Origin of the sequence: Streptomyces sp. AC550_RSS872, assembly GCF_019049285.1 — a bacterium.
Taxonomy (GTDB): Bacteria; Actinomycetota; Actinomycetes; order Streptomycetales; family Streptomycetaceae; genus Streptomyces.
Map to the genome: position 1 here is coordinate 1 of NZ_JAGMUL010000214.1, position 247 is coordinate 247.

Here is a 247-nt window from a genome sequence, read left to right on the forward strand (position 1 = left end):
TCCCGCCGGCCGGTGGCGCCGACGACCTGGCGTACATCATCTTCACCTCCGGCTCGACCGGACGCCCCAAGGGCGCCATGGTCCACCGCGCCGGCATGGTGAACCATCTCCTCGCCAAGGTCGACGACCTGCACATGACCGCCGGTGACGTGGTGGTCCACAACGCCCCCGTCACCTTCGACATCTCCGTATGGCAGATGCTCTCCCCCCTCATCGTCGGCGGCCGCCTGATCGTCGTCGACCGGGA

The 247-nt window shown here is 68.4% G+C and carries 1 protein-coding gene; it reads left to right on the forward strand.

Annotated features, from left to right (window positions below; all coding sequences use genetic code 11):
- On the forward strand, positions 1-247 hold a 247-nt coding region (locus KUM44_RS44695), incomplete at both ends, for an AMP-binding protein (RefSeq protein WP_217215648.1).